The organism is Leisingera aquimarina DSM 24565, from assembly GCF_000473165.1.
GTDB classification, from domain to species: domain Bacteria; phylum Pseudomonadota; class Alphaproteobacteria; order Rhodobacterales; family Rhodobacteraceae; genus Leisingera; species Leisingera aquimarina.
On the sequence record NZ_KI421504.1, the window covers coordinates 2,277,162 to 2,298,475 of the forward strand.

Consider the following 21,314-nt stretch of genomic DNA (forward strand, 5'->3'; position numbering starts at 1 on the left):
CGGCACGCGTCATCATTCGACCGGCATTGTTCAGGAAGAGCGCGGTGTCGCCGACTTCGGGTCTGATCGCGATCCAGGCGCGAATTGCGGCAGCGGTTTCCTGCCAGAGCTGAGCCTCCCCCAATGAAGTGGTCCGCCCCTATGATTAGGAAAGCGGAGGGCCATAGATGGCGATTAAGAGACCCAAGCCTGAAGAGATTGTCGTGAAGTTACGGCAGGTTGAAGTGCTGATGGGGCAAGGCATGCCCCGAATAGACGCCATTCGGCAGATCAGTGTGACGGAACAAACCTATTGCCGTTGGAAGAAGAAGTACGGCGGAATGGGCACAGAACAACTCAAGGAACTGAAGCGGCTCCAGAAGGAGAACGAGCGCCTTCGCCGTGCCGTTTCAGATCTTACACTCGACAAACTGATCCTGTCAGAGGCCGCAAAGGGAAACTTCTGAGCCCCTCGCGCCGCCGTGCCTGCATCGATCATGTGCGTAGCCAAATCAAGATTTCCGAACGCCGTGTATGCCGCGTCCTGGGCCAGCACCGATCCACGCAGCGCCGGTTGCCACTTGGGCGTGCTGACGAAGACCGCCTGGTCGAGGACATGATCGAGCTGACACGTCAGTATGGTCGATATGGCTACCGTCGGATTGCCGCTCTGCTGTGAGACGCAGGCTGGCAGGTGAACGACAAGCGCGTCGAACGTCTATGGCGGCGAGAGGGGCTAAAGGTTCCCATGAAACAGCCCAAGAAAGGGCGGCTCTGGCTCAACAATGGTTCGTGTGTTCGGCTGCGGCCAGAGTATCGCAATCACGTCTGGTCGTACGACTTCGTGCATCATCGAACAGACGATGGNCGAGCGTTCAGGACATTGAATATTCTGGACGAACACAGTCGGGAATGTTTGGCGACCCGGGTGAGGCGGCAGCTGAACTCGACCGAGGTCATTGATGTTCTGACCGACCTGTTCATTCTTCGGGGCGTGCCTGCTTACATCAGGTCTGACAACGGCCCCGAATTCATAGCTGAGGCCGTCAGAGGCTGGATCAAAGCAGTTGGGGCTAAGACCGCATTCATCGAACCCGGGTCACCGTGGGAGAACGGATATTGCGAAAGCTTCAACGGGCGCATGCGCGACGAGCTGCTGAACGGTGAGGTCTTTTACTCGCTGCGGGAAGCCCAGATCATCATCGAAAGTTGGAGAAAACACTACAACACCAGACGACCACACAGTGCTCTGGGCTACCGCCCACCGGCTCCAGAGGCCATTGTTCCGGTAGACCAAAGGCCAACCATGCACTAACTTTCAACTTGGACCACTCAAGCGGGGCCGCTCATTTGGTCGAAGAAGATGAAAGGTCCGACCATTTGACGCTTGGGCGAAGGCAAGGCGCGGCTGACCTCGAAACCGCCGAGGTCGCGGGCACGCGGAACAATCAACGTTTCCAGCGCATCGCAGCCAGTTCTAGGGCATTCGGCTCAGGCCCCGGCGGCACGTTCGATGCTGCGGGCGAATTGCAGCAGCCGCGCATCCGAGCCTTTCGGGCCGGTGATATGCAGTCCGGTAGGCATTCCGTCCGAAGAGGTGCCAAAAGGGATCGAGACCGAAGGCAGCTCCAGCGGCGGGGTAAGCGTCACGGTGCGCCAGTCCTCGGTCAGCTCGCTGTCGCGCAGACCGGCAGAGAAGGGCATCCCTGTGGCCGTGGGCCAGAGGGCAAAGTCATAGCGCTCGAAGAAGCTGCTGACATCCGCCCAAACCGCAGCGCGGGTTTTCTGATAGGCGGCCAGCTCCGCCAGGCTGCGTCCTTCGGCCTGGGCGCAGGCAGTGCGGAAGCTTTCGCCTGCCAGCGCTATTTGCGGCTGCAGCTGCGTTTGGATCTGCAGTGCGCATTGGCCGCGGATGATGCCGCCATGCGCCAAAAGCGGAGCCAGGTCGGGGGCGTCCGCCGCCACCTGCCAGCCGAGGCTCCGGCACAGCGCCTCTGCCGGGGCAATCGCTGCCTGCACCGAAGCGTCAACGCAGGCTCCGAAAGGGGACAGCGACAAGGCAACCCTGCCTGCGCTGCGGGGCGGCGCCTCTTCCAGGCTGGCAAGCCGCGGCATGTCCTGCCAGAAGCCCAGCGGCTGGCGGGGGGTGTTGCCCTGCATGGCTTCCAGCATCAGCACCAGATCGCGCACGGTCCGGGCCATCGGACCGGGCACTGACAGCCCGTCAAACGGCGCCGGGTTCGGGTCATAGGGGATAAGGCCCGGGGTCGGCCGGAAGCCCACGACACCGCACCAGGCTGCGGGCGTGCGGGTGCTGCCGCCCAGATCCGAGCCATCCGCAAGCGCCACCATGTGCGCCGCCAGCGCGGCCGCCGCGCCGCCCGAGCTGCCGGCCACTGTTTTTTCCGGGTTCAGCGGGTTGCGGGTGGTGCCGGACACAAGATTGCTGGTCTGGCCGGAGAAGGTGAACTCAGGCGTGTTGCTTTTGCCGGTGATCATTGCACCTGCGGCGCGCAGACGGGCCACATGCAGGGCGTCAAAATCCGGGACATGGGATGCAAAGCTCCTGGATCCCCAGGTGGTGCGCAAGCCCTTGGTTTCAAAGCAATCTTTTATGGCAATAGGCAGGCCGTGCAGCGGTCCGGCAAATGCGCCCGAGGCCGCCGTCGTATCCAGCTCCGCGGCCCGCGCCTCTGCTGCATCCCAGTCCAGGGTGACAAAGGCATTTACGGTGCTTTCCCGCGCTTCGGTCTGCGTCTTATGCGCCGCCAGAACGTCGCGGGCACTCAGTTCACGCGCCCGCAGCTTGGCGGCCATATCCTCGGCGGAGAGGGCGGTGATGTCTGTCATGCGGCAGGTCTTCCGGTGCTGGTTGAAAGGGGTGCTGCCGTCAGACTAAGAACCGGTGCCGGGCGGGACCCTTCTGAAACCGGCCTCAAAAGCGTCTGCCAGCGACTTGGCGGGCTTCTGCGGGCAGGCCTCAGCGGGCAAGCCAGCCGTGGACTGCATCCTTGCCCAGGCGGCAGGCCTCCGCCAGGCTTTCTCCATTGGCCAGGTGGCAGGTGATCGCGGTGGCCAGGCTGCACCCTGTTCCGCGTTTGGAGCCCGGCAGCCGTTGTGCAGCAAAGCGGAGGACGGCGCCGCCGCCAGTGCAGAGCACATCAATGCTCTGCGGGCCTGTGCCATGGCCGCCTTTGACCAGCACTGCTTGACATCCCTGCGCCAAAAGGACTGCCGCCTGCGCCTCAATACTGCCGGTTGAGCCGGAAAGCACTTCCAGCTCCGCCAGGTTCGGTGTGACTAAGACCGCCCGCTTCAGCAATGCGCCAAAGCCGTCTGCCGCCATCAGCCTGCCGCCGGAGGTTGCTTTAAGAACCGGATCCAACACGATAGGCATCTCTCTAGGAAGGGCCGCGTCAACTGCGCTGGCCACTGCGGCAGACCCCAGCATTCCGATCTTGGCTGCGGCGGGTGCAGGCACCGCGGTCAAAGCAGCCTGCGTCTGGTCTGCAACGGCCTGCGGCGTGCTGGGGTGAATGGCCAGGACTGCGGCATCGGTCTGTACAGTCACAGCTGTCACCACCGGGCGCACTACCGCGCCAAGCCCGGCTGCCATGGCCGTATCGCGGGTGAGGCCGGCACCGCCGCTGCTGTCGGTGCCGCCTATTGCCAGGATCGCGGTCACGCGCTGTCTCCGGCGGCCAGCAGGGCGAGGTTGCCATAGCCCGCAGCCTTCAGATCCGAAGCCGCGCCCCAGGCGCGCAGGCCGGTCCGGCAGCACAGCACAATCCGCCCCTTGCGCGGCAGTTCCGCCGCCAGCAGATCGGCGCGGGCAATCCGGCGGGCCTGGGACGCGGGCAATCCGGGCGCCTCAGCGGCATCGCGCAGTTCGATCACCGTATCTTCTGCGGTGATATGCGCGGTGGCGACAAAGGGCAGAGCGTCCTCCGGTTCCGCTGCCTCATCAAAGCGGAAGCTGCTGATCTGCAGGTCCGCTAGCCGAAGAACAAACAACTGTCCCCGCGGGGACGGCTGGTGATTCAGCAGGGACTTCAGCGCGAGCTGTGCCTGCAAGGCGCCGACCATGCCCACGGCAGGCCCCATAACACCGGCGGTTGCGCAGGTCGCCGCCTGTGCGGGCAAATCCGGGAACACGGCCCTTAAGGACGGCCCGCCGCCGCAAAAGCCCCCGGCATAGCCCGATTGCCCCAGCGCCGAGGCCGAGATGAGCATCTTGCCCTGCCGCTGGCATTCATCCGAGAGGATGTAAGACACCGCAAAACTGTCCGCCGCATCCACAACCAGATCAGCTGCTGCCACCATCCCCACAGCATTGGCCGCATCCAGAGGCGCAACCCGCGCTGTCACCTGCAGCGCCGGGTTGGACGCCAGCAGGTGCCGCCGGGCGGCGTCTGCCTTAGGCTGGCCAAGGTCCCCCATAGTATAAAGCACCTGCCGGTGCAGGTTGCTCTCCTCCACTGCGTCGCCATCCATCAGGGTGATGCACCCCACGCCTGCGCCGCCGAGATACTGCAGCACCGGACAGCCGAGACCCCCGGCGCCCACCACCAGAACATGCGCCCGGGCGAGCCGTTCCTGGCCCTCGGCACCAACCTCCGGCAGGATCATCTGGCGGGCATAGCGGCTCATGCGGCCTCCTTGACCCGGCAGGCCTCCGCCCATTCGCGGGTGCGCGCCTCGGGGTCTTCTGCCAGCTGGATGTCGGTCACCACTGCGGCGCTGTCCGCACCCGCAGCAAACACCCCGGGCAACCGTTCCGGCGTCAGCCCGCCGATCGCAACCAGAGGAGTCTCACCGGCCATCTGCTTCCAGCGCGTCACCCGCTCCAGCCCCTGCGGGTCCCATTTCATCTTTTTCAACAATGTCGGATATACGGGCCCCAAGGCCACATAGGCAGGCCCGAACGACAGGGCGCGCTCCAGTTCGCTCTCGTCATGGGTGGACAGGCCAAAGCGCACGCCTTTGCGGCCCAGCGCGGCAAAATCGGCCCTGTCCATGTCCTCTTGGCCGAGATGGACAAAGTTGCAGTTCAGATCCAGCGCGGCCTGCCAATAGTCATTTACCACCAGCTGCGCGTCGTGAACTGCGCAGAAATCCCGCGCCCGGGCGATCTGGCGCCGCACCTCAGTCTCAGGCTCGTCCTTGATGCGCAGCTGCACCAGTTTGGCCCCCTGGGGCACCAGCAGCTCCAGCCGGCCGACGTGGCCCGTGATCAGATAGAAACGTTCCATTATGCAAACTCCGCCAGTCCCAGAACGGGGGTTGAAGGTACTGCCATGTCGCGCCGCTCCATCGGGTCGGCGGCAAAGCCCGCGCGTCCGGCGTCTATTGCCTGCGCCATGGCTGCGGCCATTCGGGCAGGGTCGCCGGCCTTGGCGACAGCCGTGTTCAGCAGAACCGCATCCATACCCAGCTCCATCGCCATCGCCGCATCCGAGGGCCGCCCGATGCCCGCGTCCACAATCAGCGGCACACCGGGAAAATGCGCCCGCATCGCCCGCAGGGCATCCGGGTTGCGCAATCCCTGGCCGGAGCCGATCGGCGCGCCCCAGGGCATCAGCACTTCGCAGCCCGCCTCCAGCAACCGCTCGCCGACCACCAGATCGTCGGTGGTGTAGGGAAAGACCTGAAAACCCTCATCGCTTAGGATCCGGGCCGCCTCAACCAGCCCGAACACATCCGGCTGCAGGGTGTCGGAATGGCCGATCACCTCCAGCTTGATCCAGGGCGTATCAAACAGCTCCCGTGCCATATGGGCGGTGGTCACCGCTTCCTGCACCGAGTGGCAGCCGGCAGTATTGGGCAGGATCCGGCAACCGGTTTCGCGCAAAGTCTCCCAAAAGCCGGCCCCGGAGCCGTCAGCGGTTTCGCGGCGCAAGCTGACGGTGATGGTCCCGGTGCCGCTGGATTTCACCGCCTCCGCCAGAACCGCGGGCGAGGGGTATTGCGCAGTGCCCAGCAGCAGCCGCGAGGGGATCTCTGTTCCGTAAAACTGCATCTCAACCTCCCTGCATCGGGGCAAGCACTTCCAGGTGGTCGCCCTCAGAGAGTTGCACCTGTTCCCGGTTGCTGCGGGCCACAAATGTGCCGTTCAGCGCGGTCGCGACAGAGGAGCAGGCAAAGCCCAGCTCATTCAGGGCAGTTTTCAGGTCGGTTGCCGATAGGTCATGCGGTTTGGCGTTCACGATGATTTTCATCTGTCGTCTCCGGTATCAGGCGGTCTGCAGCCTGTTGCGCCATCGCGGGCGCCAGCAGAAAGCCGTGGCGGTAAAGCCCGTTGAGAAATAGCGTGCCGCCCTGTTCGGTCAGCCGCGGCAGGTTGTCGGGAAAGGCGGGGCGCAGGCCGGCGCCGGTCTCCACCACGCTGGCCTCGGCAAATGCCGGGTGCAGGGTGAAGGCGGCGTTCAGCAGTTCGCTGAGCGACCGCAGGGTGATTGCCCGGTCCGAGCTGCTTTCGATCATGGTGCCGCCGATCATGAAATATCCGTCCCCGCGGGGAACAAGGTACAGCGGCATCCGTGGATGCAGCAGACGCAGGGTGCGGCTGATCTTCACCTCCGGGCAATGCAGGACCGCCATCTCGCCGCGCACCGGGCGCAAGCCCGGCAGGGATGCCGCCATGCCGGTGCAATCCAGCGTGACGCGGGCAGGGGCAGGAGTGCTATAACGGATTTCCACGCCCATCTCTTGCACTTTGGCGCTCAGATCCCGCAGCGCGCGCCGCGGGTCCAGATGTGCCTCCTGCTCAAAGAACAGCCCTTGCGAAAACCGCCCTCCCAGCGCTGGCTCTAGCCCGGTGATCTCTGCGCTGTTCACCTCCCGGTGCCCCGAAGTGCGGCGGCCAAAGCGAGTGAGTTCCGCCCGGTCGCGGGCAGGCGCTACCACCAGCGTGCCGCGCCTGTGGACTGGTGTAATCTTGGCCCACCAGCCGAAGGTGCGGCTGCCGAGGGTGATGACCTCCTCCTCGGCGCTTTCCCTTTCGCACCAGGGCGCCAGCATGCCGCCTGCAAAGCGCGCGACGCTGCTGTCTCCGGGGGTATTGCCCCGTTCATAGACCGTGACCTTGGCCCCGCGCTGCGCCAGCTCATAGGCGCAGGCGAGGCCGGCAAGGCCTGCGCCTGCGATGGTGATCATTCCGCCGGTTCCGCAGTCTCAGGCGCGGGCACATACAGTTCGCCGCCTTCGCGGAACTTTGCCGCCATTGCCTCCATGCCCTCTTTCTGGGCCTCGGCGCGGATGTCGTGGCTGATCCGCATGGAGCAGAACTTCGGCCCGCACATGGAGCAGAAATGGGCCACCTTATGGGCCTGCTTGGGCAGAGTCTGGTCGTGGAACTCGCGTGCGGTATCCGGGTCCAGCGACAGGTTGAACTGATCTTCCCAGCGGAATTCAAACCGCGCGCGGGACAGCGCGTCATCGCGGCGCTGGGCGCCCGGCAGGCCCTTGGCCAGATCGGCGGCATGGGCGGCGATCTTGTAGGTGATCACGCCGACCTTGACGTCGTCGCGGTCGGGCAGGCCCAAGTGTTCCTTGGGGGTCACGTAGCACAGCATCGCACAGCCGAACCAGCCGATCATCGCCGCCCCGATGCCGCTGGTGATATGGTCATAACCCGGCGCAATATCGGTGGTCAGCGGCCCAAGCGTATAAAACGGCGCCTCGTGGCAGCACTCCAGCTGCTTGTCCATGTTCTCCTTGATCTTGTGCATGGCCACATGGCCCGGCCCTTCGATCATCACCTGGCAGTCCTTGGCCCAGGCAATCTTGGTGAGTTCCCCAAGGGTCTCCAGCTCGGCAAACTGCGCTTCGTCATTGGCGTCGGCGATGGAGCCGGGGCGCAGACCGTCACCCAGCGAGAAGCTCACATCATACTGGCGGCAGATGTCGCAGATTTCCTCGAAATGCTCATACAGGAACGATTCCTTGTGGTGATGCAGGCACCACTTGGCCATGATCGAACCGCCGCGCGACACGATGCCGGTCACGCGCTCGACCGTCATCGGCACCATATGCAGACGCACGCCGGCATGAATGGTGAAGTAGTCGACGCCCTGTTCGGCCTGTTCGATCAGCGTGTCGCGGAAGACTTCCCAGGTCAGATCCTCGGCGATGCCGTTCACCTTCTCCAGCGCCTGATACATCGGCACGGTGCCAATCGGCACAGGGCTGTTGCGGATGATCCATTCGCGGGTGTTGTGGATGTTGCGCCCGGTGGACAGGTCCATCACCGTGTCGGCGCCCCAGCGGATCGACCAGACCAGCTTGTCGACTTCCTCTTCCATCGACGAGGTCACGGCCGAGGTGCCCATATTGGCGTTGATCTTCACAAGGAAATTGCGGCCAATGATCATCGGCTCGATTTCCGGATGGTTGATGTTTGCGGGAATGATCGCACGGCCGGCAGCAATTTCGGAGCGCACGAATTCCGGGGTCACGTAATCGGGGATGTTGGCGCCGAAGTCATTACCGTCGCGCTGGCCGTGGCAGGGCGACAGCTCGCGCAGCTGGTTTTCGCGGATTGCCACAAACTCCATCTCCGGCGTGATGATGCCGGCCCGTGCATAGGCCAGCTGGGTTGGTGCAGCGCCGTCCTTGCCGCGCAGCGGCGCGGGTTTCACCGGAAATTCCGGGGTCAGCCGGTCGCCCGCGACAAAGCCGTTATCCGCGGGTGTCACATCACGGCCGGTGTATTCCTCAACGTCACCGCGCGCCTCGATCCACTGGCGGCGCAGCTGCGGCAGGCCCTGGCGGATGTCGGTCAGCACATCCGGGTCGGTGTAGGGGCCGGAGCTGTCATAGACCGGCAGCGGCGCTTCGCCCGCGGTGGGGTGGGTGGCGATTTCGCGCATCGGCACGCGGATGTCCTGGTGGACTTCGCCTGCGACATAGATCTTGCGCGACGCGGGCAAGGCACCCGTGGTGATCTTGGGGTTGGGGACGTTCATTTTGGTGCTCCTCAAAGCCGAAAACTCAGAAAAGACACCAGATGAGTTTTGGCTGGGAAACCGGCAGGCGAGGGGGCCTGCTTGACCGGAATGCGCCCGTTTCAAACGGCTGTCCCCGCGGGGACACGGGGACAAAAGGCGCGTCCTAGCTTCCTACGCCAGTATCAACTGGGTCAGGTTCAAAGGGTCGCGCCGCCGGTCCGGGTTGCCCCGCACCTGAACGCCTCTCAGTCCCTTGGGCGGGACTCCCCTGCGTGGCTTTAGGGGTAGGGGAGACGCAGGGTTCGCGTCAACCGAAAACTTTGTAGATTATTTTTGATTATTATTATCAATTGATTATCTGAGTATTCAAAGCGCGTGCGGGGCAAATCGCTGCAGCGCAGCTTTGGTGCTTGATCGCAGGTGGAGAAATTATCTATAAAATCCCGAACCGCCATCCGCGCATGGCCAACTGGTATACGAGAACAGGAGACAGCATGCTGGACGCTGCACCCATCCGCACCGACTGGACCCGCGAAGAAGCGGAAGCGATTTACAACAAGCCTTTCATGGACTTGCTGTTTCAGGCGCACACAGTGCACCGGCAGTATTTCGACCCCAACCAGGTGCAGAAATCCAAACTGCTGAGCATCAAGACCGGCGGCTGCGCCGAGGATTGCGCCTATTGCTCGCAGTCGGCGCGCAACGGTGCGCAGCTGTCGGCCTCCAAGCTGATCGAGGTGCAGCGGGTGATTGCCGAAGCGAAGAAGGCCAAGGAAGGCGGCGCGACGCGCTATTGCATGGGCGCGGCCTGGCGCTCGCCCAAGGACCGCGACATGGCCGCACTCGAAGCCATGGTGCAGGGCGTCAAGGACCTGGGCATGGAAACCTGCATGACCCTGGGCATGCTGGACGAGGAACAGGTGTTCCGCCTGCGTGATGCCGGCCTTGATTACTACAACCACAACATCGACACGTCCGAGCGGTATTACTCCGAGATCATCACCACCCGCACATTCGCTGACCGGATCGATACCCTGAACCGGGTGCGCGAGGCGGGTATCAAGGTCTGCTCCGGCGGCATCGTCGGTATGGGAGAAAAACAGCTGGACCGCATCGACATGATGCTGGCGCTGGCGACGCTGGAGGTGCATCCCGACTCGGTGCCGGTCAACATGCTGATCCCGATTGCCGACACGCCGCTGGCCGATGTGGAAAAGCTGGACCCGATCGAATTTGTCCGCTCGGTGGCGCTGGCCCGGATCCTGATGCCAAAATCGCACGTGCGCCTGTCCGCAGGCCGCACCGATATGTCGGACGAGATGCAGGCGATGTGCTTCTTTGCCGGCGCCAACTCGATCTTTGTGGGTGACACGCTGCTGACCGCGGACAATCCTGAAGAAGACAAGGATCAGCAGCTGTTCGACCGTCTGGGCATCACCGCAATGGCGGTGGGATGTGACGGCAGCCGCTGATGGCGGGCGCCTTTCCAAGACATGAGAAATCGCTGGAAGCGCTGCGCAACCGCGGGCGCTACCGGCAGCTGATGCCGCGGGACGGGCATGACTTTGCCTCCAACGACTACCTTGGGCTCGCGGGCAGCGATGTGCTGCGCGCCGCCGCAGCCGATGCGCTGGCGCGCGGCGTGCCGGTCGGGGCAGGCGGCGCGCGCCTGCTGCGCGGCAACGATGCGGAACATCAGTTGCTGGAGGCCGAAGCTGCGGAGTTTTTCGGCACCGAAGCGACTTTGTTCATGGGCGGCGGCTTCAATGCCAACCAGGCGATTTTTTCGGCCCTGCCGCAGCAGGGCGATTTGGTGCTCTTTGACGCGCTGATCCACGCCAGCACCCATGACGGCATGCGGCTGGGCCGGGCCGAATCCCGCAGCTTTGCCCACAGCGATGCGGAAGACGCGGCGCGCGTTCTGAAAGATTGGCGCGCTGAAGACGGCGAAGGCCAGGTCTGGATCGCGGTTGAGGCAGTCTATTCGATGGACGGCGACCTGGCGCCTTTGGACGAACTAATGGCGCTGGCCGATGCCGCGGGTGCCGTGCTGGTGGTCGATGAGGCGCACTCAACCGGCGTGTTCGGCGATCAGGGCCGCGGGCTGGCGCATAATATCTCACACCGCCCGAATGTTCTCTCCCTGCACACCTGCGGCAAGGCGCTTGGGACCTCGGGTGCCCTGATCTGCGGCCAGAAGGTGCTGGTCGAGACGCTGATCAACAAGGCCCGCAGTTTCATCTATGCCACCGCGCCGTCACCGCTGAATGCCGCGCTGGTGCGCGCAGCCCTGCAAGAGCTGCGGGAGAACCCGGCACGCCGCGAAGAGGCTTGGGAGGGGATCTCCCATGCCCAAGACGAAGCCAAGCGCCTGTGCGGGCTGGGCGGCTATCACAGCCAGATCCTGCCGGTGGTGATCGGCGATGACAAGCACACCATGGCGCTGGCCGCGCACATGCAGGCCTGCGGTTATGACATCCGCGGCATCCGCCCGCCCACGGTGCCCCGCGGCACCGCGCGGCTGCGGCTGTCGATTACATTGAATACTGGCCCGGAGGTGATCACGGCGATGTTCACCGATCTGGCCCGGGAAATGGAGGCCGCCGCATGAGCGCGCTGATCGTGACCGGCACCGATACCGGCATTGGCAAGACCATCTTCTCGGCAGGCCTGGTACAGGCGCTGGGCGCCACCTATTGGAAGCCGGTGCAATCCGGGCTGGAGGAGGAAACCGACAGCCAGGTTGTGGCGCGGCTCTCCGGCCGGCCCGTGCTGCCCGAAGGCTACCTGCTGCAGCTCCCTGCCTCGCCGCATCTGTCTGCCGAGGCCGAAGGAGTGGAGATCGACCCCGACGCGCTGCCCTTGCCTGAGGTTGATGGTGTGCTGGTCGCCGAAGGGGCAGGCGGGCTGATGGTTCCGTTGAACCGCAAGGTTCTGTATCTGGACCTCTTTGTCCGCTGGCGCGCGCCGGTGATCCTCTGCGCCCGGACACAGCTGGGGACCATCAATCATACGCTTCTGTCGCTGAAAGCCCTGCGTGATGCAGGCTGCCCTGTGGTAGGCGTCGCCTTTATCGGCGATCCGGAACCTGCGGTCGAGGAAACCATTTGCCAGTTCGGCCAGGTGGCGCACTTGGGCCGCCTGCCGGTTCTGGGCGAGCTGACCTCTGACGCCTTGGCCGTGGCCTTTCAGGCCAGCATCCGGGTGGACCTGATCAAGGAGAGCTTGACATGAGCGCCGTAGATCTCACCCAGCTCGAATTCGACCAGCAGCATCTTTGGCACCCCTATACCAATGTGGCCAAGCCCGGCCCGACCTTTGTGGTCAAGGAAAGCGAAGGCGTCCACATCACGCTCGACGATGGCACCCGGCTGATCGACGCTATGTCCTCGTGGTGGTGTATGATGCACGGCCACAGGAACCCGGCGATCACCAAAGCGATCCACAACCAGCTCGACACCCTGCCGCATGTGATGTTCGGCGGGCTGACCCATGATCCGGCCATCGACCTGGGCCGCAAGCTGCTGGAGATCACGCCCGACAGCCTGACGCGCATTTTCTACTGCGATTCCGGCTCGGTCTCGGTCGAGGTGGCGATGAAGATGGCGGTGCAGTACCAGCACGCCATCGGCCAGCCGGACCGGAAGGAATTTGCCACCATCCGCTCCGGCTATCACGGCGATACCTGGAAGGCGATGAGCGTTTGCGACCCTGACACCGGCATGCACCACCTGTTCCAGGGCGCGCTGAGCGTGCAGCATTTCGTCTCTCGCCCGCCCATCCGTATCCATGAGGATTGGGTGGACGATCCGGCGCGGAACGGGCTGGGCGAACTGCGCGCGGTGTTTGAAACGAATGCACAAAAGATCGCCGCCTTCATTCTGGAACCCGTGGTGCAGGGCACTGGCGGCATGTATTTCTATCACCCCGAATACCTGAACCAGGCACGCGCCTTGTGCGATGAACTGGGCATCCTGTTGATCTTTGACGAGATCGCCACCGGTTTCGGCCGCACCGGCGAGCTGTTTGCCACCGATTTCTGTACAGTCGAGCCGGATATCATTTGCCTCGGCAAAGGGCTGACCGGCGGCCATATTTCCTTTGCCTGCACTGTGACCAATGACCGGGTGGCCGAGGGTGTCGGCGGCGGCAATCCCGGCATCTTCATGCACGGGCCGACCTATATGGCCAACCCGCTGGCCTGTGCCGCGGCCAAGGCCTCGCTGGATTTGCTGACCGGCCAGGACTGGCGCGGCACAGTTTCGGCAATTGCAGAGCAGATGCAGGCCGAGCTGGCCCCGGCGCGCGATCTGCCCAATGTGGCGGACGTGCGGGTGCTGGGCGCGATTGGCGTCATCGAGATGAAACACGCGGTGTCTGCGGATGAGGCCCATGCCCGGGCGCACGGCATGGGCGTGTTTCTGCGTCCCTTCGGCAAGAATATCTATACCATGCCGCCGTTCATCACCACGCCGGATCAGCTCAGCGAAATCACCGCAGGCATGCTGCGGCTGGCGCGGGAGCTCTGAGCCATGGAGTTCCGCTGGCTAAAACAGAACAATGCAGCCGAGGCCATCGTGGTCTTCGGCGGCTGGGCTGTGGGGCCGGAAGTGTTCTGGCACTTGGACGGTGCGCAGGACATCCTGTTTGCCAGCGATTACACCGATCTGAACACTGAGCTGCCGGATCTGTCCGGCTATGACCGGGTCAGCCTCTTGGCCTGGTCTTTTGGTGTGGCCGCTTATGCCCACTGGCAGCAGGGGCGGCCTGACCCGTTCCAGCGCAAGACGGCGGTGAACGGCAGCCTGCAGCCAGTGAACCGCGGTGCGGGCATTCCGCCTGCGGTCTTCCGCAGGACAATGGAGATGCTGAGCCTGGAAAGTTACCAAAGCTTTCTGACCCGCGTGTTCGGCGTTGCGCAAGCGGCAGAAGCGCTGGATGTGCCGACCCGCCGGGCTGAGCTGCTGGCCGTGGAGCAGCGCGGAGACGCGCCGCAGACGCGCTTTGACAAGGTCTGGATCAGCTCCGGCGACAAGATCTTTCCGCCCGCCAATCTGCTGCGGGCCTGGGCCGGGCGCAATGTTGCGGACCTGGACGCGCCGCATGCGCCGTTTGACCGATTTGCACAGTGGGAGGAGCTGTTCTGATGAAGGACATGCAGCCCCCGCAACTGGATCAGACCCGTGTGCGCCAAAGCTTCCGCCGCGGGCTGGACAGCTATCACCGCGCGGCAGCTGTTCAGGAAGATATCGCCCGGCGGCTGGCGGAGCTGCTGCAGGCGCAGGGTGCACCGCGGCGGTTCCGGACCGCGATGGAGTTCGGCTGCGGCACCGGCCATCTGACCCGGCAGCTGCTGCAGCGGTTCGGTATCGGCAGCCTGCTGCTGAATGATCTGGTGCCCGAGGCCGCAGGGGTGCTGCAGGCGCTTGGCGATGCTGCTCCGGAGCAGGCGCGCTTTGAGGCAGGCCCTGTCGAGACCCTGCCGCTGCCGGATGAGCTTGACCTGATCGCCTCAGCCTCGACCGTGCAGTGGATCCCTGATCTGTCTGCGCTGGCAGCGCGGCTGTCGGTGCGGCTGAGGCCGGGCGGCTGGCTGGCGCTGTCCGGCTTTGGCCGGAGCCAGTTCCGCGAGCTGGCGGCGCTCGGCTCGGCCGCGGCGGCGCCCAGCTATTTGGATGCCGGGGAATGGCCGTCCGTGCTGCCGCAAGGCCTGGAGATTCTGGCCATCGAGCAGCGCCCTGCCGTGCTGGAATTCGATACCGCGCTAGGTCTGCTGAAACATCTGCGCCGGACCGGCGTCAACGGCCACGCCCAGCAAAGCTGGAGCCGCAGGCGGCTGCAGGAATTTGAAGCCGCCTACCGGCAGCGTTTCGGCTGTGGCGGCAAGCTGCCGCTGACCTATGATCCGGTACTTCTGGTGGCGCGCAGGGCCGCCTAGCCGGCCATGGCTCTTGGTGCGCGCATTCCGCGCTTGAGGCAAGTTTTAGGTTTTTTCCCCGCTCTAAGGCCGCGGCTTCCAGCAGTGCGTTAATCTTTGTCAATTCCCGCCTGCTATGCCGGAACCAGAGCCGTGCCCGGGGGTGCGGAACGTGGAAATACTGGCAGTACGGGAGTGACGCCAATGAAATTCAAAGCGTTTACCGCCGCTTTGACGGCGCTGGCGGTTTCGGGGGCCGCCGAAGCCGCCGACATGGGGGAGACCGGAGCATCGATCCGGCTGTCCCTGAACAATTGGACCGGTCAGCACCTGTCGACCTATATCGCCGGCGGCATGCTGGAGGAAGCAGGCTATACCGTCGAATACGTCGAAGCCGATCAGGGCGCCATGTATGACGACATCGCCAGCGGCGAAGTGCATGCAATGGTGGAAATCTGGACCAGCAGCACCCCGGCGGATTACTTTGCGGCCCGCGATGAAGGTCGTGTGGAAGAGCTGGGCGACTTGGGCCTGGATGCCCGCAACGGTGTGGTGTTCCCGCCCTATGTGGCGCAGATGTGCCCGGGCCTGCCCAACTGGGATGCACTGCGCGATTGTGCTGGCATCTTTTCGGAAAACGGCAAGGGCAAGCGCGGCATTTATTTGGCCTATCCGGACTCCTGGGGCTCGCCCGGGGCGGACCGGATCCGGGCGCTGGATTTGCCGTTTGATGTGGTCGCTGCGGAGTCTGAGGCCGCGATGATTGAGGCCTTCCAGCAGGCCTACCGGGAAAAACGCCCGGTGATCTCAACCTTCTGGGCGCCGCATTGGGCAATGTCGTCATATGCACTGCAATTTGTGCGCCTGCCGAAGCCGGAACCGGCCTGTTACACCGATCCCTCCTGGGGGCCGAACCCCAAGGCCACCGGCGATTGCGATTTTGCCCGCGGCGGGGTGATGAAGGCGAGCTGGCCTGGCCTTAAGGACCGCTGGCCGGCTGCCTATGAGATCCTGAAGAACTATCAGCTGAGCATTTGGGACCAGCAGCCGCTGATCGGGCTTGTGGATGTCCGGGGCGAGACCCCGCAGGGCGCCGCCCGCGGCTGGCTGGCGGTGAACCGGGCCAAATGGATGCCCGTTGTCGAGGAAGCCACCGGCAAGGGCCGGTCCTGACCCGCAAGATCCGGGTTTAGATTTCAGCGCTCCTGCCCGAGGCAGGGGCGCTGTCTTTGTGTGCGGGGCGGGCCTTGAGGCCGGATCCCCGGCCGCGGCATGCTGGTTGCGGGCGTTTGCCACGCGGGCGCAAGGTGATTCCGGAACTTGTCCGCTTGCACAGAAACTTGAACCGTCAATCAAAATATTTCGCAGTTTATGCCGCAATCACTCGACAAACTGTCGTAATATGTTCCAATACTTGCATTATCCCCGGCCACACTTGGACAATGGGTGCCTGCTGACAAGAATTAAGACCAGCCGCAAGGCCAGGCAGACGCCATGAACCGCCGGGTTCCAAAAGACGCGCCAAGCCGGACAATCGGCGGCGCAAGACCAATGACAGGGAGTAGAACAATGAACTTCAAAGGATATGCGCTGGCGCTGGGCGCCGCATCGATGACGGTTGCTGCGGGCTTGGCTTCGGCAGCGGAACTTGGTGATACCAGCAAGCCGATCAAGCTGGCTGTGAACGAATGGACCGGCCAGCATGTGACCACCCATATCGCCGCAGAGATGCTGAAGGCCGCGGGCTATGAGGTGGAATTTGTCTCGGCCGGCATGATGAACCAATTCCAGGCGATTGCCGATGGCGACATTCACGCGACGCTGGAAATCTGGTCGTCGAACGTCTCGGATGAATACGCCAAGAAGATCGAAGAAGGCACCGTCGTTGAGCTTGGCGATCTGGAGTTGAACGCGCGCGAAGGCATCGCCTATCCGGCCCATGTGGCTGAGCTTTGCCCTGGCCTGCCGGCGTGGGAGGCGCTGAAGGACTGCGCGATGCAATTCGCCACCGCGGAAACCCTGCCCAACGGCCGCCTGGTCGATTACCCCGCCGACTGGGGCACGCCGGGCGCCGACCGCATGACCGGGCTGGACCTGCCGTTCAAGGCGGTGCCTGCAGGCTCCGAAGCCGCCTTGATCGTCGAACTGCGCGCCGCAACCGAGCGCAAGACGCCGCTGCTGGTCACCTTCTGGCAGCCGCATTGGGCAATGTCGGCCTATGACGTGAAATTCGTCGATCTGCCGCCGGGCGAGGAGGCCTGTTTCTCTGATCCGGCCTGGGGCCCGAACCCGAATGCGGTGAACGATTGCGATTTCTCGCCCTCACGCATCTTCAAGGCGGCCTGGTCCGGGGCTGAGGAAACCTGGCCTGCAGCCTATGAAATCCTGTCGAACTACACCCTGGCCGTGGAAGACCAGCAGCCGATGATGGGCGCGATCGACGTGGATGGCGGCAAGGTCGAAGAGGTGGTTGCCGCCTGGATGGCCGATAATGAGGGCAAATGGCGCCCGGTTGTCGACGCCGCCATTAAGTGAGCCGCGCCCAGTGAGTGGCTCTGAAACGCCTGCCATCACCTGCCAGAATGTCTGGCAGGTGTTTGGCAATGACGCAGACAGCGCCTTGAAAGAGGTGCTGGCGAACCATCCCTCGCCGGATGACGCCGCCGGAGAGCTGCGCAGCAAGGGGCTGATCCCGGCGGTGCAGAACGCGTCCTTCCAAGTGCAGGAGGGGGAGCTGTTTGTGATCATGGGGCTGTCAGGGTCGGGCAAGTCCACCCTGATCCGCTGCATCTCGCACCTGCTGCACGCCACCGGCGGCGAAATCCGCATCGACGGCGAAAACATCGTCGAGGCCAGCGCCAAACGGCTGATCGAGCTGCGCCGCAAGAAGCTGGGCATGGTGTTCCAGCACTTCGGCCTGTTCCCGCATATGACGGTGGCCGAAAACGTCGCCTATCCCCTGCGGGTGCAGGGAGTGAAGAAAAAGCAACGGCAGGCCAAGGCGGAAGAGGTGATCAATCTGGTCGGCCTGCGCGGCCGCGAAAACCACTATCCGCGGGAGCTGTCCGGTGGCCAGCGCCAGCGCGTCGGTATCGCCCGCTCACTGGTGGCGGATTGTTCGGTCTGGTTCCTGGATGAGCCGTTCTCGGCGCTCGACCCGCTGATCCGGCGCCAGCTGCAGGATGAGTTCCTGGAGATCCAGGCCAAGCTGAAAACCACCATCGTCTTCATCACCCATGACATCAACGAGGCGCTGAAGCTGGCCGACCGCATCGCCATCATGCGCGATGGCAGGATCGTGCAGATCGGCACCCCTGCCGACATCGTGCTGCGCCCGGTGGATGACTACGTGCGCGAGTTTTCCAAGGATGTGGCCAAGGGCCGGCACGCCCGGGTGGCCTCGGTGATGGAGACCGGCGCGGGGCTGGCGTATGGCGCCGATGACCCCGGCCTGCGCCAGGACATGACGCTGGATGCCGCCCTGGCACGCTGCATGGAGCTGTACGAGCCGGTGCCGGTACGCTCGCCCGAGGGCAACGTGGTGGGAGTCGTGAACCCGGCAGACCTGGCAGCGGCGCTGCAGGTGGAGCAGGGGTAATGGCGTTTCTGACAAAAGGATCCGTGGCGGCGCTGATCGCGGCGGCGGCCGGGGCGCTGTGCCTGCTGCTGGAAAGCAGCCTGCCGTGGCTGGTCAAATTCCCTGCCGCCTGGGTGCTGCCCGCAACCGATTGGGCAGGCGCGGCGATGGAGTGGCTGCTGGCGCTGATCAAACCCACTGCGCGCGGCTTTTCGGCGCTGATGTTTTACCCGATGGAGGCCGCCAATTATGTGCTGAGCAACACGCCCTGGCCGCTGGTCATCTGCGCCACTGCGGCGCTGGCCTGGATCCTGGGCGGCGTGCGGATGGCGCTGATGGCCCTTGTCGGCCTCGGGTTTGTGCTGGCATCGGGTTACTGGCCCGAAAGCATGAACACGCTGGCGCTGGTCGCTGTCTCGGTGCCGCTGGCGCTGATCATCGGCGGCGGCATCGGTATCCTGGCCAATGAATACCCGCGCGTCCGAAAACCGGTGCAGGCATTGCTGGACATCATGCAAACGGTGCCGACTTTTGCCTATCTTACCCCTCTGCTGGTACTGTTCGGCTTTGGCCCGGTTGTTGGCCTCATTGCCTCCGCCATCTATGCCGCGCCGCCAATGGCCCGCAATGTGCTGCTGGGGCTGGAGCGGGTGGAGCCGGAGATCAAGGAAGCCGCCATCATGGCCGGCGGCACCCGGCTGCAGCAGCTGTTCCAGTGCGAGATCCCCTCGGCCGGGCAGCAGATCATGGTGGGCGTCAATCAATGCCTGATGGCGGCGCTGTCGATGGTGATTATCGCAGCCGTTATCGGCGGTTTCGATGACATCGGCTGGGAAGTTCTGCTGACCATGCGCAAGGCGCAGTTCGGGCAAAGCCTGCTGGCCGGTCTGGTGATCGTGATCTTTGCCATCCTGATCGACCGGATGAGCGGCACCTTGACCCAGGACCGGCGCGAAAAACACGATCCGCGCATCGCCTGGGGCATCCTGGCCGTGGGCGCCGCAGCCAGCGCCGTGTTTTGGGGCCACATTCAGCAGCCCGGCGCTTATGCCCTGTTCAACCCAGTGGCGGATAGCGTGGACAGGGGGCTGTCGGCCTTTACCACTGCCAATGCAGACGTGCTGACTGCATTCAAGAACAACGTGCTGTTCTATGTGCTGCTGCCGCTGCGGATCGGGCTGGATCAGGCAGTGCTGCCCTTCACCTGGGGGTTTTCCTGGACTCCGATGATGAGCCTGGGACTGTTTGCAACGGGTGCCGCTGCCGGCGCGGTCTTTGCGTTACGCGGCCAGCTGGCGCTGGGCGTGATGCTGCTGATTGCCGCCGGCATGCTGGAGACAGGTATCTCGCAACTGCCCTGGCCCTTTGTGCTGATCGGCGCGGGCGCGCTGGCCTGGGTTGCCGGCGGGCGTGGTCTGGCGATTATGACGGTTGCACTGCTGGCCACTATTTTGGTCTCCGGCCTGTGGGAGCGGGCGCTGCTGTCGCTGTATCTGTCGGGCGCTGCTGTGTTTGCCTGCACGGTGATGGGTGGGGCGATCGGCCTTGTCTCTGCCGTGTCGCCGGCTGTGTGGCGCGTGGTGCATCCGATCTGCGACATGCTGCAGACAATCCCGCTGTTTGTCTTCCTGATCCCGGTGCTGATGGTGTTTCAGATCGGTGAGTTCTCGGCTTTTCTGGCGATCATCGCCTATGCCATCGTGCCGATGATCCGCTACACCCGGCACGGGCTGGTCTCGACGCCGGAGGAGATGATCGAAGCCGCAACAGCCTCCGGTGCCACCAAATGGCAGATGCTCAAGGATATCCGCGCACCTTATGCGGCGCCCTCGATCCTGCTGGGGCTCAATCAGACCATCCTCTATGCCTTTGCGATGCTGGTCATTGCAGCGCTGATCGGCACCACCGGCCTTGGCCAGTCGATCTATCTGGCGCTGGGGCAGGCGGATGTGGGGCTGGGTATCTCTGCCGGTGCGGCAATGGCGATTCTTGCCTTGATCGCCGACCGCATGGTGCAGGGCTTTGCCGAGGAACGGCGCAAAGCACTGGGGCTTTAAGCCCCGCTGCAGCGAAGTGAGAAGGGCGCCCCAGCGGCGCCCTTTTTTGATCTGGGGCAACGTCTTATACTGTTCGCCCGCTTATAGCTGCACAACAGACTGATCTAAGGCAGGAGAGACCCCGATGGGCTGGCTTGAATTCATCGCGGCGCTGGCGTTGTTTCTGCTGAGCCATGCGATACCAGTGCGCCCGCCGGTGCGGCCCTGGCTGGTGAGCCGCCTCGGCCTGCGCGGCTATATCATCGCCTACAGCCTTCTGTCGCTGGCGATTCTGGCCTGGCTGGTCATGGCGGCGGCACGGGCGCCTTATGTCGGCGTGCTGCCCTATTGGGACATCTTCCGATGGGCGCCGCTTTTGCTGATGCCGCTGGCCTGCCTGCTGGCGGTGGCGGGAATGATGCGGCAGAACCCGTTCAGCTTTGGCGGCCTGGGGCTGCGGGCCTTTGACCCGGCAAAACCCGGCATTCTGGCGGTCAGCCGCCATCCGCTGCTTGCGGCCATGGCGCTGTGGGGCGGGGCGCATCTGCTGGCCAATGGCGATCTGGCGCATGTGATCCTGTTCGGATTGTTTGCGGGGTTTGCTTGGACCGGAATGGCATTGATCGACCGGCGCACTCAGCGGCGGATGGGGCAGGGCGAATGGACCCGTCTCAGCCGCAATACAGCACGGCTGAATCTGGCCCGCCTGCGCCCGTCTGCGGCTGAGGTGGCGCTGGCGGCGGCGGTGTTCCTGGTCCTGCTGATCCTGCACGCCCCGGTCATCGGCTACAGCCCGTTGCCGTGGTAGGGGTTGACCCCGCCCGCCGCATGACCACCTATGAACTGAGACGAGACTG

19 protein-coding genes, 2 pseudogenes and 1 riboswitch are annotated in these 21,314 nt (G+C 64.0%); of the genes and pseudogenes, 12 read left to right on the forward strand and 9 right to left on the reverse strand.

Translation table 11 applies throughout. The annotated features are described in order from the left end of the window. Positions 1 to 167: 167 nt before the first annotated feature. Positions 168 to 1,294, forward strand: a pseudogene (locus tag AQUI_RS28160) (IS3 family transposase). 20 nt (positions 1,295 to 1,314) lie between these two features. On the opposite strand, the pseudogene AQUI_RS31985 reads toward AQUI_RS28160, so the two are convergent. The 9 genes and pseudogenes from AQUI_RS31985 to thiC form a co-directional block, all read right to left on the reverse strand. After that, a pseudogene (locus AQUI_RS31985) lies at positions 1,315 to 1,440 on the reverse strand (pirin family protein); the annotation flags it as partial. Positions 1,441 to 1,470: 30 nt separating this feature from the next. Next, positions 1,471 to 2,829: an amidase gene (locus AQUI_RS0115330; RefSeq protein ID WP_027258282.1), complete on the reverse strand. Its 1,359-nt coding sequence runs from the start codon at positions 2,827 to 2,829 to the stop codon at positions 1,471 to 1,473. A 130-nt stretch (positions 2,830 to 2,959) separates the two neighbouring features. Then, positions 2,960 to 3,664 carry a bifunctional hydroxymethylpyrimidine kinase/phosphomethylpyrimidine kinase gene (gene thiD / locus AQUI_RS0115335; protein WP_027258283.1) on the reverse strand — a complete coding sequence of 235 codons (705 nt, stop codon included), beginning with the start codon at positions 3,662 to 3,664 and terminating at the stop codon, positions 2,960 to 2,962. Continuing rightward, positions 3,661 to 4,629, reverse strand: coding sequence for a HesA/MoeB/ThiF family protein (locus AQUI_RS0115340; protein WP_027258284.1), 969 nt, complete (start codon positions 4,627 to 4,629; stop codon positions 3,661 to 3,663). The genes thiD and AQUI_RS0115340 overlap by 4 nt, the downstream gene beginning before the upstream one ends. Beyond that, complete coding sequence (locus AQUI_RS0115345) at positions 4,626 to 5,231, reverse strand: thiamine phosphate synthase (protein WP_027258285.1); 606 nt, start codon at positions 5,229 to 5,231, stop codon at positions 4,626 to 4,628. The genes AQUI_RS0115340 and AQUI_RS0115345 overlap by 4 nt, the downstream gene beginning before the upstream one ends. Continuing rightward, on the reverse strand, positions 5,231 to 5,998 hold the full coding sequence (locus tag AQUI_RS0115350; protein ID WP_027258286.1) for a thiazole synthase: 768 nt from the start codon (positions 5,996 to 5,998) through the stop codon (positions 5,231 to 5,233). Before AQUI_RS0115350 ends, AQUI_RS0115345 begins: the two co-directional genes overlap by 1 nt. Position 5,999: 1 nt before the next feature. Continuing rightward, the gene (gene thiS, locus AQUI_RS0115355; RefSeq protein ID WP_027258287.1) at positions 6,000 to 6,197 is read right to left on the reverse strand and encodes a sulfur carrier protein ThiS; all 198 of its coding nucleotides are present in this window, start codon (positions 6,195 to 6,197) and stop codon (positions 6,000 to 6,002) included. Beyond that, positions 6,166 to 7,134 carry an FAD-dependent oxidoreductase gene (locus AQUI_RS0115360; protein ID WP_027258288.1) on the reverse strand — a complete coding sequence of 323 codons (969 nt, stop codon included), beginning with the start codon at positions 7,132 to 7,134 and terminating at the stop codon, positions 6,166 to 6,168. The genes thiS and AQUI_RS0115360 overlap by 32 nt, the downstream gene beginning before the upstream one ends. After that, the gene (thiC, locus tag AQUI_RS0115365; RefSeq protein ID WP_027258289.1) at positions 7,131 to 8,945 is read right to left on the reverse strand and encodes a phosphomethylpyrimidine synthase ThiC; all 1,815 of its coding nucleotides are present in this window, start codon (positions 8,943 to 8,945) and stop codon (positions 7,131 to 7,133) included. Before thiC ends, AQUI_RS0115360 begins: the two co-directional genes overlap by 4 nt. Before the next feature lie 133 nt (positions 8,946 to 9,078). Beyond that, a riboswitch (TPP riboswitch) is annotated at positions 9,079 to 9,207 on the reverse strand. Positions 9,208 to 9,421: 214 nt separating this feature from the next. On the opposite strand from thiC, the gene bioB reads away from it, so the two are divergent. The 11 genes from bioB to AQUI_RS0115420 all read left to right on the forward strand — a co-directional run bounded on the left by bioB (position 9,422) and on the right by AQUI_RS0115420 (position 21,265). Beyond that, the gene (gene bioB, locus AQUI_RS0115370; RefSeq protein WP_027258290.1) at positions 9,422 to 10,399 is read left to right on the forward strand and encodes a biotin synthase BioB; all 978 of its coding nucleotides are present in this window, start codon (positions 9,422 to 9,424) and stop codon (positions 10,397 to 10,399) included. Then, positions 10,399 to 11,538 carry an 8-amino-7-oxononanoate synthase gene (locus AQUI_RS0115375; protein ID WP_027258291.1) on the forward strand — a complete coding sequence of 380 codons (1,140 nt, stop codon included), beginning with the start codon at positions 10,399 to 10,401 and terminating at the stop codon, positions 11,536 to 11,538. Before bioB ends, AQUI_RS0115375 begins: the two co-directional genes overlap by 1 nt. Beyond that, positions 11,535 to 12,161, forward strand: coding sequence for a dethiobiotin synthase (gene bioD, locus AQUI_RS0115380; RefSeq protein WP_027258292.1), 627 nt, complete (start codon positions 11,535 to 11,537; stop codon positions 12,159 to 12,161). Before AQUI_RS0115375 ends, bioD begins: the two co-directional genes overlap by 4 nt. Continuing rightward, entirely contained in the window at positions 12,158 to 13,456 is a 1,299-nt protein-coding gene (gene bioA, locus AQUI_RS0115385) for an adenosylmethionine--8-amino-7-oxononanoate transaminase (RefSeq protein ID WP_027258293.1), read from the forward strand. Before bioD ends, bioA begins: the two co-directional genes overlap by 4 nt. 3 nt (positions 13,457 to 13,459) lie before the next feature. After that, on the forward strand, positions 13,460 to 14,074 hold the full coding sequence (locus AQUI_RS0115390; protein ID WP_027258294.1) for a pimeloyl-ACP methyl esterase BioG family protein: 615 nt from the start codon (positions 13,460 to 13,462) through the stop codon (positions 14,072 to 14,074). Continuing rightward, complete coding sequence (locus tag AQUI_RS0115395; protein ID WP_027258295.1) at positions 14,074 to 14,865, forward strand: methyltransferase domain-containing protein; 792 nt, start codon at positions 14,074 to 14,076, stop codon at positions 14,863 to 14,865. Before AQUI_RS0115390 ends, AQUI_RS0115395 begins: the two co-directional genes overlap by 1 nt. Before the next feature lie 183 nt (positions 14,866 to 15,048). Beyond that, positions 15,049 to 16,017, forward strand: a complete 969-nt coding sequence (locus tag AQUI_RS0115400; protein WP_027258296.1) for an ABC transporter substrate-binding protein — start codon at positions 15,049 to 15,051, stop codon at positions 16,015 to 16,017. A 396-nt stretch (positions 16,018 to 16,413) separates the two neighbouring features. After that, a complete protein-coding gene (locus AQUI_RS0115405) occupies positions 16,414 to 17,379 on the forward strand; it encodes an ABC transporter substrate-binding protein (RefSeq protein ID WP_027258297.1) in 966 nt (321 codons plus the stop codon). Between the two features lie 10 nt (positions 17,380 to 17,389). After that, entirely contained in the window at positions 17,390 to 18,442 is a 1,053-nt protein-coding gene (locus AQUI_RS0115410; RefSeq protein ID WP_027258298.1) for a quaternary amine ABC transporter ATP-binding protein, read from the forward strand. Then, entirely contained in the window at positions 18,442 to 20,478 is a 2,037-nt protein-coding gene (locus tag AQUI_RS0115415; protein WP_027258299.1) for an ABC transporter permease, read from the forward strand. The genes AQUI_RS0115410 and AQUI_RS0115415 overlap by 1 nt, the downstream gene beginning before the upstream one ends. Positions 20,479 to 20,602: 124 nt before the next feature. Further along, on the forward strand, positions 20,603 to 21,265 hold the full coding sequence (locus AQUI_RS0115420) for an NnrU family protein (RefSeq protein WP_027258300.1): 663 nt from the start codon (positions 20,603 to 20,605) through the stop codon (positions 21,263 to 21,265). Positions 21,266 to 21,314 lie beyond the last annotated feature (49 nt).

Bases quoted from the DNA above. Each gene is read 5' to 3' on its own strand.
- AQUI_RS0115415 (WP_027258299.1), top strand. From the start codon at position 18,442: ATGGCGTTTCTGACAAAAGGATCCGTGGCGGCGCTGATCGCGGCGGCG.
- AQUI_RS0115350 (WP_027258286.1), bottom strand. From the start codon at position 5,998: ATGCAGTTTTACGGAACAGAGATCCCCTCGCGGCTGCTGCTGGGCACT.
- AQUI_RS0115360 (WP_027258288.1), bottom strand. From the start codon at position 7,134: ATGATCACCATCGCAGGCGCAGGCCTTGCCGGCCTCGCCTGCGCCTAT.
- bioB (WP_027258290.1), top strand. From the start codon at position 9,422: ATGCTGGACGCTGCACCCATCCGCACCGACTGGACCCGCGAAGAAGCG.
- AQUI_RS0115420 (WP_027258300.1), top strand. From the start codon at position 20,603: ATGGGCTGGCTTGAATTCATCGCGGCGCTGGCGTTGTTTCTGCTGAGC.
- thiS (WP_027258287.1), bottom strand. From the start codon at position 6,197: ATGAAAATCATCGTGAACGCCAAACCGCATGACCTATCGGCAACCGAC.
- bioA (WP_027258293.1), top strand. From the start codon at position 12,158: ATGAGCGCCGTAGATCTCACCCAGCTCGAATTCGACCAGCAGCATCTT.
- bioD (WP_027258292.1), top strand. From the start codon at position 11,535: ATGAGCGCGCTGATCGTGACCGGCACCGATACCGGCATTGGCAAGACC.
- AQUI_RS0115405 (WP_027258297.1), top strand. From the start codon at position 16,414: ATGAACTTCAAAGGATATGCGCTGGCGCTGGGCGCCGCATCGATGACG.
- AQUI_RS0115390 (WP_027258294.1), top strand. From the start codon at position 13,460: ATGGAGTTCCGCTGGCTAAAACAGAACAATGCAGCCGAGGCCATCGTG.
- AQUI_RS0115375 (WP_027258291.1), top strand. From the start codon at position 10,399: ATGGCGGGCGCCTTTCCAAGACATGAGAAATCGCTGGAAGCGCTGCGC.
- AQUI_RS0115400 (WP_027258296.1), top strand. From the start codon at position 15,049: ATGAAATTCAAAGCGTTTACCGCCGCTTTGACGGCGCTGGCGGTTTCG.
- AQUI_RS0115345 (WP_027258285.1), bottom strand. From the start codon at position 5,231: ATGGAACGTTTCTATCTGATCACGGGCCACGTCGGCCGGCTGGAGCTG.
- AQUI_RS0115340 (WP_027258284.1), bottom strand. From the start codon at position 4,629: ATGAGCCGCTATGCCCGCCAGATGATCCTGCCGGAGGTTGGTGCCGAG.
- thiC (WP_027258289.1), bottom strand. From the start codon at position 8,945: ATGAACGTCCCCAACCCCAAGATCACCACGGGTGCCTTGCCCGCGTCG.
- AQUI_RS0115395 (WP_027258295.1), top strand. From the start codon at position 14,074: ATGAAGGACATGCAGCCCCCGCAACTGGATCAGACCCGTGTGCGCCAA.
- AQUI_RS0115330 (WP_027258282.1), bottom strand. From the start codon at position 2,829: ATGACAGACATCACCGCCCTCTCCGCCGAGGATATGGCCGCCAAGCTG.